General features: G+C 59.9%; 7 protein-coding genes. 4 read left to right on the top strand and 3 right to left on the bottom strand.

Translation table 11 applies throughout. The features are described from left to right. The first annotated feature begins 570 nt into the window (after window positions 1–570). Window positions 571–1,002 carry a DUF302 domain-containing protein gene (locus HTT03_RS08985; RefSeq protein ID WP_174859510.1) on the top strand — a complete coding sequence of 144 codons (432 nt, stop codon included), beginning with the start codon at window positions 571–573 and terminating at the stop codon, window positions 1,000–1,002. A gap of 206 nt (window positions 1,003–1,208) precedes the next feature. Here HTT03_RS08985 and clpB read toward each other — a convergent pair whose 3' ends face one another. Further along, window positions 1,209–3,824: an ATP-dependent chaperone ClpB gene (gene clpB / locus HTT03_RS08980; protein ID WP_174859509.1), complete on the bottom strand. Its 2,616-nt coding sequence runs from the start codon at window positions 3,822–3,824 to the stop codon at window positions 1,209–1,211. 369 nt (window positions 3,825–4,193) lie between these two features. Here clpB and HTT03_RS08975 point away from each other — a divergent pair, with 369 nt between their 5' ends. Together HTT03_RS08975 and pyrF are read left to right on the top strand one after the other, a co-directional pair. Beyond that, entirely contained in the window at window positions 4,194–4,508 is a 315-nt protein-coding gene (locus HTT03_RS08975) for an orotidine 5-phosphate decarboxylase (RefSeq protein ID WP_174859508.1), read from the top strand. 258 nt (window positions 4,509–4,766) lie between these two features. Further along, window positions 4,767–5,462: an orotidine-5'-phosphate decarboxylase gene (pyrF, locus tag HTT03_RS08970; protein ID WP_174859507.1), complete on the top strand. Its 696-nt coding sequence runs from the start codon at window positions 4,767–4,769 to the stop codon at window positions 5,460–5,462. 186 nt (window positions 5,463–5,648) lie between these two features. Here pyrF and HTT03_RS08965 read toward each other — a convergent pair whose 3' ends face one another. Further along, window positions 5,649–6,068 (bottom strand): NUDIX hydrolase, encoded by a 420-nt coding sequence (locus tag HTT03_RS08965; RefSeq protein WP_174859506.1) that lies wholly within the window; start codon window positions 6,066–6,068, stop codon window positions 5,649–5,651. Window positions 6,069–6,127: 59 nt separating this feature from the next. Here HTT03_RS08965 and HTT03_RS08960 point away from each other — a divergent pair, with 59 nt between their 5' ends. After that, window positions 6,128–7,381: a DNA polymerase IV gene (locus HTT03_RS08960; protein WP_174859505.1), complete on the top strand. Its 1,254-nt coding sequence runs from the start codon at window positions 6,128–6,130 to the stop codon at window positions 7,379–7,381. Here the strand turns inward: HTT03_RS08960 and HTT03_RS08955 are convergent, their stop codons facing one another. Further along, entirely contained in the window at window positions 7,382–8,242 is an 861-nt protein-coding gene (locus tag HTT03_RS08955; protein ID WP_174859504.1) for an N-formylglutamate amidohydrolase, read from the bottom strand. Window positions 8,243–8,250: the final 8 nt, after the last annotated feature.

The raw sequence follows: 8,250 nt of genomic DNA, 5'->3' as shown, positions 1-8,250 counted from the left end.
TCTCCGCTTCCGTCCGCCCCGTCTGGCGCCCCGTTGGTGCATCGCTGCGCCGCCGGTAAGGGGGGTTCTAGTGTTAGTGACCAAAACCCGCAAGCCCTTTTTCTGCCTTTTGTGCGGTTTCTCTCAGCTTCTTAGATTATCGTCTGCAATCAATGGATTACGCGACCTCATCGCAGGCAGATATTGGCACAAGAGTATCGGGCAGACAGGATTTTTGTTACCGCAACCACTTATCCACAGGCGCAGGGGCATTTTCGGCCGACTCGGCGTGAAGAATCGCGCGACTCGCAGGCGGATCCGAGGCCAGTGGCCTGATAGGATTCGTCGCATGGTCCCCTGACACGGCAAACGGACGTCGCAAAAAACGCGCTGCATATATAGTGTGTGACATGCGCGGTTAGATCCGCGCCTTTAGACTTGCGCCATCCTCGTCCGCATAGCCATCAAACTTGACCGTTTGCTTGTTGATCCCGCGATTGGCCATTTGCGTGCTCCCGGCTATACTCAATACATGCAAGCGCCCGGCGCAGGCTGCACCAGATCCTTCTGCCCGGATTAAGGAGTGTCACTATGGTCCGTCTTATCTTTGCAGCCGCCCTATTGGCGAGCGCTGCCCACGCTGAAGAAATGATCACCTATACCACCGACCAAAGTTTCGGCGATGTAACCTTTGGGGTTGAGAATGCGATATTGAACCAAGGGTTGGTGCTTGAGAATGTGAGCCACGTGGGCGACATGCTCGACCGCACCGGCGCGGATGTCGGCTCGGATGTAAAGGTGTTTGAGGCTGCCGATGTGTTTAGCTTCTGCTCGGCTTCCCTGTCGCGCAAGGTGATGGAGGCTGATCCGATGAACTTGGGCTTCTGCCCCTATGATATCTTTGTCATGCAACTGCCCGACAGTGAGGAAGTGACGATTGGATATCGTGCCTTCCCCGAAGGGCCGATGCAGGAGGTGCAGAGTCTGATGGATGAGATCGCGAAAGAGGCGATTGGAGAATAGCGCTTAGGGCATCGCCCTCCCTCGTGGGCGTCGAGACCCAAAGTTTGGCGTGGTTCCGCAAGGGTCTCGGGCAGTCCGACATAAGGTAAGCGCGCAATATCGCCATCCGGCGGGGAGGGAAAGCGACGCCCGGTGCGCCTCCGGGCGGAAAGCTTCCAATCTTTGAACAGAAAAGGGCCGGAACACCCGGCCCTTTTCTTTGTCAGTTAATGTACTGTCGCATCATCCGGCTTGGGCCGGTTTGATGCTGCCACCTGATCGCCGATGATCAGCCCATCGGCCCCGGCGCGGACGGTGACGGTATCGCCGTCCTTCACATCCCCGGCCAGCAGCATCTCAGCCAGCGGATCTTGTACCGTGCGCTGGATCACCCGCTTCAAAGGTCGCGCCCCGAAGACCGGGTCATAGCCCTCATCGGCCAGCCATTTGCGCGCGGCGTCATCCAGATCAAGTGTGATCTTCCGACCCGCAAGCCGCTTGAGCAGCCGCGCCATCTGAATATCGACGATCCCGTCCATATCCGCACGGCCCAGCCGGTCAAAGATGATCGTCTCATCCAAACGGTTCAGGAACTCAGGCCGGAAGTGCGCCCGAACTGCGTCCATCACATCACGTTTAGCTGCCGCCATGTCCCCGCCTTCGGGCAGTTGGCTCAAGGCCTGCGCCCCAAGGTTGGAGGTCAGCACGATCAGCGTCTGCTTGAAGTCGACCGTGCGGCCCTGACCATCGGTCAGCACACCATCGTCAAGCACCTGCAACAGCACGTTGAAGACATCCGGATGCGCCTTTTCGACCTCGTCGAACAACACAACCTGATAAGGACGCCGGCGTACCGCTTCGGTCAGCACACCGCCCTCATCATAGCCAACATAGCCCGGAGGCGCACCGATCAGACGGGCCACTGCATGTTTCTCCATGAACTCCGACATATCGATGCGCACCATCGCGTTGTCGTCGTCAAAGAGGAACTCGGCCACGGCCTTGGTCAGCTCGGTCTTACCCACACCAGTCGGCCCGAGGAAGAGGAAGCTGCCCAGAGGACGGTTCTCGTCGTTGAGCCCTGCCCGCGCGCGGCGCACCGCGTTGGCCACCGCTTTGACAGCCGCGTTCTGACCGATCACCCGATCATGCAACTGGTTTTCCATCCGCAACAGCTTGTCGCGCTCGCCTTCGAGCATTTTGCCCGCAGGAATACCCGTCCAACGTTCAACCACGCTGGCGATCTGGTCCGGACGCACGGCCTCTTCGACCATCATGTCGTCCTCGCGGCCCTCGGCTTCTTCAAGGTCGCGCTCAAGCTGCGGGATCACGCCATAAGATAGCTCGCCCGCGCGCGCGAGGTTGCCTTCGCGTTTCGCGATGTCGAGTTCGGCACGGGCATGGTCCAGCTTCTCCTTGATGTCACGCGCCCCAGCAAGCTTGTCACGCTCGGCCTGCCACTGCGCTGTCATCTCGGCGCTGCGGTCCTGCAGATCGCTGAGGTCTTTTTGCAAAGCCTCCAACCGATCTTTGGATGCGGCATCGTCTTCCTTCTTCAGCGCTTCAGCCTCAATCTGTAGCTGCAGGATTTGACGGTCCAGCGCGTCCAACTCTTCGGGCTTGCTGTCGACCTCCATGCGCAGACGGCTGGCGGCCTCGTCCATCAGGTCGATCGCCTTGTCAGGCAAGAAACGGTCGGTGATGTAGCGATGGCTCAGTGTCGCCGCTGCCACCAACGCAGTGTCGGAGATGCGCACACCATGGTGCAACTCATACTTCTCCTTAATACCACGCAGGATCGAGACGGTGTCTTCGACCGTCGGTTCCTGCACGATCACCGGCTGGAACCGCCGCGCAAGAGCTGCGTCTTTCTCAACATATTTGCGATACTCGTCGAGCGTCGTGGCACCCACACAGTGCAACTCACCCCGCGCCAGCGCAGGTTTCAGCAGGTTCGACGCATCCATCGCGCCATCTGCCTTACCGGCCCCAACCAACGTGTGCATCTCGTCAATGAACAGAATGACCTCGCCCGCGGCCTCGGTGACCTCGGTCAGCACGGCTTTCAGACGCTCTTCAAATTCACCGCGGTATTTCGCACCAGCAATCAACGCCCCCATGTCGAGCGCAAGCAAACGCTTGTTGCGCAGGCTTTCGGGCACGTCACCATCCACAATCCGCAACGCCAAGCCTTCCGCGATGGCGGTTTTACCCACGCCCGGCTCACCGATCAGCACCGGGTTGTTCTTGGTCCGGCGGCTCAACACTTGCATGGCACGGCGAATTTCTTCGTCCCGGCCAATGATCGGGTCGATTTTGCCCTCTTCGGCACGGGCGGTAAGATCAAGGCTGTACTTCTTAAGCGCGTCATAGCCTTCTTCGGCGGTTGCACTGTCAGCAGTCCGGCCTTTGCGCACGTCATTGATGGCGCTGTTCAGCCCCTGCGCCGTCACTTTACCGGCTTCCAACGCGGTTTTCGCGCCAGATTTCACCATGCAGAGTGCGGTCAGGATGCGTTCAACGGTGACAAAGCTGTCGCCCGCTTTCTTGGCTAGTTCCTCAGCCTCGGCCAGCACTTTTGCTGTCGTACCATCAAGATAAACCTGCCCGGCATCCCCGGTCACTTTCGGGATCTTGCCAAGCGCCAAATCCAAAGCCTGCATCACCCGCGCACCGTCACCGCCCGAAGCAGCGATCAGGTTGCGTGCGAGACCTTGGTCATCGTCCAACAGAGCTTTAAGGACATGCTCAGGGGCCAGCCGTTGGTGGCTTTCCCGAGTAGCTATTGTTTGCGCAGCCTGAATGAAACCGCGCGATCTTTCCGTGAACTTACTCAAGTCCATGGGCGTTCTCCTTTTCTACAAGCGCTCCAATATGCCGCGCCCGTTTGTGGCACGCAGCGGTCTGAGCCTCGCGGTTTATTTGGGGAGGAACCGGTTCGCCTTCAAGAGCCGCAAGCCGTGGAAAACGCGCAATCTTTAGCCTACGAAAATCCGCTCAATTGGTCAGTTTTCGCCAATGAGGCAAGAATGTGGCAAAAATATGTGGTTTTTTCGCAGATTTATGTTATTGTAATGGTTAGGAAATAATCTTTTATCCACATAAAATCGCTGTCAATTGAAACCATTTCAAGACCTTTGGCGTTAGTACCTCAGAAGAGCGCAGGAAACATAATAACCTGCCCGGTTCTAACGAGCACATGAGGTGAAACGATGCAGACGCGCCCTATTCAGATGACCGATGTCCTCTACAACGCGGCAAACCAGTGTTTCGAAGCGCTTGTTACCGTGCAGGACGGAAAACAGATGCGTCGATATGCTTGCGCCATCGACGCCCCGATTACCATGTCCTTTCGCGATGCCGCTGACGGCCTGTCCCGTCAAGCGCTTCGCCGCCACGCCCAAGGGCGCGGCTTGAGTTCCGAAGTTCTGCGCCACGTCCCCGCTCAGCGGGCTGGACGCCGCAGCTTTGACCCGCTGCGTTGGCTGGAAGAGGTGATCAACCTCCCCGGTCGCGACGCAGCTTAACCCTTTCCGCGCAGCGCCTGCCTGTTGCGCGGATTCCTGCGGACCTGCCGCCACCTCAACTGTCCCGATGTGGCGATCCGCAATACCAGAGACCAGTGCCTGCCTGCTAAGTCTCTGAACACTAGGCCCGGACCCGCTCTTGCGTGTGTTCGGGTCTTTTTTTGGCACGCTACGCTCCCTCTGCCAGTCAATAAGATGGACACGCCCTGCCGCAGCCCGTAGGTCAGTGCCGTTTGCAAATATGGCTGGAGCCCCCGCATGTCCGACGACCGATTGATTGTTGCCCTCGATGTCCCCCATGCCGTGGCGGGGCTTGAGCTGACCGAAAAGCTTGGCGATGCCGTGAGCTTTTACAAAATCGGGCTGGGCATGTTGACCGGTGGCGGGCTGGCGTTGGCCAATGAGTTAAAGCAGGAACACGGCAAACGCATTTTTCTCGATATGAAGCTGTTCGACATCGGCGCGACGGTAGAAGCCGCCGTGCGCGGTTTGGCACAGTTCGATCTTGATTTCCTAACCGTCCACGGCGATCCGCATGTTGTCGCAGCCGCCAAACAGGGCGCCGCCGCGAGCAATATGAAGATCCTTGCCGTGACCATCCTTACCTCGCTAGACCGTGCTGATCTGGATGCAGCATTGATCCAACCCGGTGGCATTGGAGATCTGGTGCAGACCCGCGCCGCACGTGCGCTCGACGCCGGGGCGGATGGGGTCATCGCTTCCCCACAAGAAGCCGCAGCGATCCGCGCCTTGCCCGAAGCGCAGGGCAAATTGATCGTCACACCGGGCGTACGCCCGCAGGGGGCCGCTTTGGGCGATCAAAAGCGTGTCGCCACGCCGGCTCAGGCCATCACGGACGGGGCGGATCATATCGTTGTCGGACGCCCCATTTGGCAGGCAGAAGACCCCGCCGCCGCAGCGCGTGCCGTGGTTGCAGAATTTTCGCAGCAATAACAGCACCCCCCGCCCTTGCTGTAGCAAACGCACCACAGGTCATTCCCTTGGACCGCCCCAAGGGGATCCTGCATAGGCGAAATAGGGCGGATATGTTATGTTGAACTCAGGTGATACTCCCCGACGAACTGGTTCTTCCTGATGTTCGTCACCTCCCCCCGCTGACGCAGGCGGGGGGCCTTTCTCTCAAAGATCACCCGCCCCCGACGCGCCGTTTAGATAGACTTGCAAACGATCCTGAAAGGCGGGAACGGCTTGGGGATGGTTCAAGAACTCCCCCTCTGTCATCAAGGTCCACCGCTGCCCCTCATCGCCAAAGACGATATCAGCCGAGGAGTCTTCTGGCAGGCGCGCCACAAAGAACCACTTGGTTCGCCCCGCCTCATCAAAAGGAGCGCGCCAGATCACGGCCTCTTCCGGCACCGCGATGCCCAATTCTTCCCGACACTCACGCAAGGCACAGTCGAGCGGGGTCTCATCGCCTTCGCGCCCGCCGCCGGGCAAATCCCAATGGCCGGGAAAGGGAAGGCCGGGCCGGTCGTCACGCAAGATCACAGCCAAGCGATTGCCAAGGTAAAGCGCCAGTTTGGCCCCATCAAACCCCATGTTCAAACCCTCGCCTATTGGTTATTGTCCTCCCCTACCCTTGCCTCTTTGGTGCTCCCATGGCCACCCTCTGTCGCGATTGTTTGAACGAGACCGCCCCCGCGCGGCGCTGTCCGCTCTGCGGCAGCCCCCGAATGCTGTCTCATGAGGAGCTGTTCGACCTTTCCATCGCACATATGGATTGTGATGCGTTCTATGCATCGGTTGAGAAACGCGATAATCCCGAATTGGCTGGCAAGCCCGTCATTATCGGCGGCGGGCGACGCGGTGTGGTCTCCACCGCTTGCTATGTGGCGCGGATTCGCGGCGTGCGTTCGGCCATGCCGATGTTTCAGGCGCTCAAACTCTGCCCTGACGCGGTGATCATCAAACCGCGAATGGACGCCTATGTCGAAGCCTCCCGCGCGATCCGCGCCATGATGGAAGAATTGACCCCCGCTATTGAGCCCCTGTCGCTCGACGAAGCCTTTCTCGACATGACCGGCACCGCACGGCTGCACGGCAAGCCGCCTGCGGTGATGCTGGCGCGGTTGGTACGGCGGATGAAAACGGAGTTGGGGCTGACCGGGTCGATTGGACTGAGCCACAATAAGTTTCTGGCCAAAGTCGCCTCGGACCTCGACAAGCCGCATGGGTTTTCCGTGATCGGCAAAGCCGAAACCGCAGCCTTCCTGCGCGACAAACCCGTGGGCATGATTTGGGGCGTGGGGGCCGCCACAAAGTCCGCGCTGGAACAGGCAGGCATTCGCAGTTTCTCGGACCTGCTTCGTTGGGAGCACACCGATCTGATCGCCCGCTTTGGCAGCATGGGTGACCGGCTGTGGCATCTGGCGCGGGGGCAAGACAAGCGCATCGTCTCGCGCCACCGTCCGGTAAAGTCGATCAGCAATGAGACGACATTTTCGGACAACACAGGCGATGCCGAGATTCTCGATGGGCACCTTTGGCGCTTGGCCGAAAAGGTGGCTGACCGCGCCAAGGCCAAGGACATGGCCGGGCGGGTGGTGACGCTTAAGCTCAAACGCGCCGACCATTCGCTACTGTCGCGCCGTCTGTCGCTGCACGACCCGACCCAACTGGCCGACCGCATCTACCGCACCGCCCGCGCGCTATTCGATCAGGTCGAGCACCGCAGCCCCTACCGGTTGATCGGCGTCGGCCTGTCTGACCTCTCTGGTGCGGATGGGGCGGATATGGGGGGCGATTTGCTCGACCCCGGCGCGGCGCAACGGGGCCGGGCGGAACGCGCCGCAGACAGCATCCGAAACCGCTTTGGCGAAAAAGCCATTCTCAAAGGCCGCGCTCTGCGCTGATCACTCCGCCGCGAGCGGTATTTGCCCCTGCCCGATTTGCGCCACTTCGGCCACCACCTGCTGGAGGGCGGTCTGAACCGCTTCGAAATTTCCGTTCGGGCGAATCAATCGCTCGTTCATGTAAAGCGCACGATCAATCTCAACCTGCACTGCGTGTTGGCCACGCGACGGACGGCCATAGGCCTGCGTGATATAGGCCCCCGCGAAAGGCGAATTGCGGGTCACAATAAAGCCCGCAGCGGCGAAAGCTGCCTCGACCCTATCGACCACCTCGCCCCCGGCAGCGGCACCAAACCGGTCGCCCAAGACCACGTCAGGGCGGCGCATCCCGCCCCGCACCACGCCATCCATCGCCTCATGCGGCATGGAATGGCAGTCAATCAGCACGGCCTGCCCATGTCGGTGATGGGCTTGAGTAAGCAGTTCTTGCAACTTGGCGTGATAGGGCCGCCAATAGCGCTCAATGCGCAGTTCCGCTTCGCTTTGGCTGAGCTTGCCGCGATAAATTGCCCGCCCATTGGCCACGACCCGGGGAATCACCCCAAGGCCAGAGGCCACGCGCGGGTTATGCCCCTGTCGTGCGACCCCTTCGATGACTGCCGGGTCCAACTCTTCCGGCGCGCGGTTCAGGTCCAGAAAGGCCCGCGGCGCGCCGGCGCGAATGAAACTCGCCCCATAGCGCGGGGCGCAATCAAACAGCAGATCGACAAAAGCATCCTCTGACGAGCGGATCGCATGTTCGTCCAAGACCGTACGCCGCAGAAAAGACCCGGCATAATCGCGCCCCGAATGAGGCGATGCGAAGACCACGCAAGACAGGTTGCGGTCCGGGCGGAGAACTTCGTAGGCGGTCATTGGCATAATAAATT

Source organism: Sulfitobacter maritimus, assembly GCF_013346665.1.
Taxonomy (GTDB): Bacteria; Pseudomonadota; Alphaproteobacteria; order Rhodobacterales; family Rhodobacteraceae; genus Sulfitobacter; species Sulfitobacter maritimus.
The sequence above is the reverse complement of the archived record's forward strand: the minus strand, read 5'-3'. Positions and strand labels throughout refer to the sequence as shown.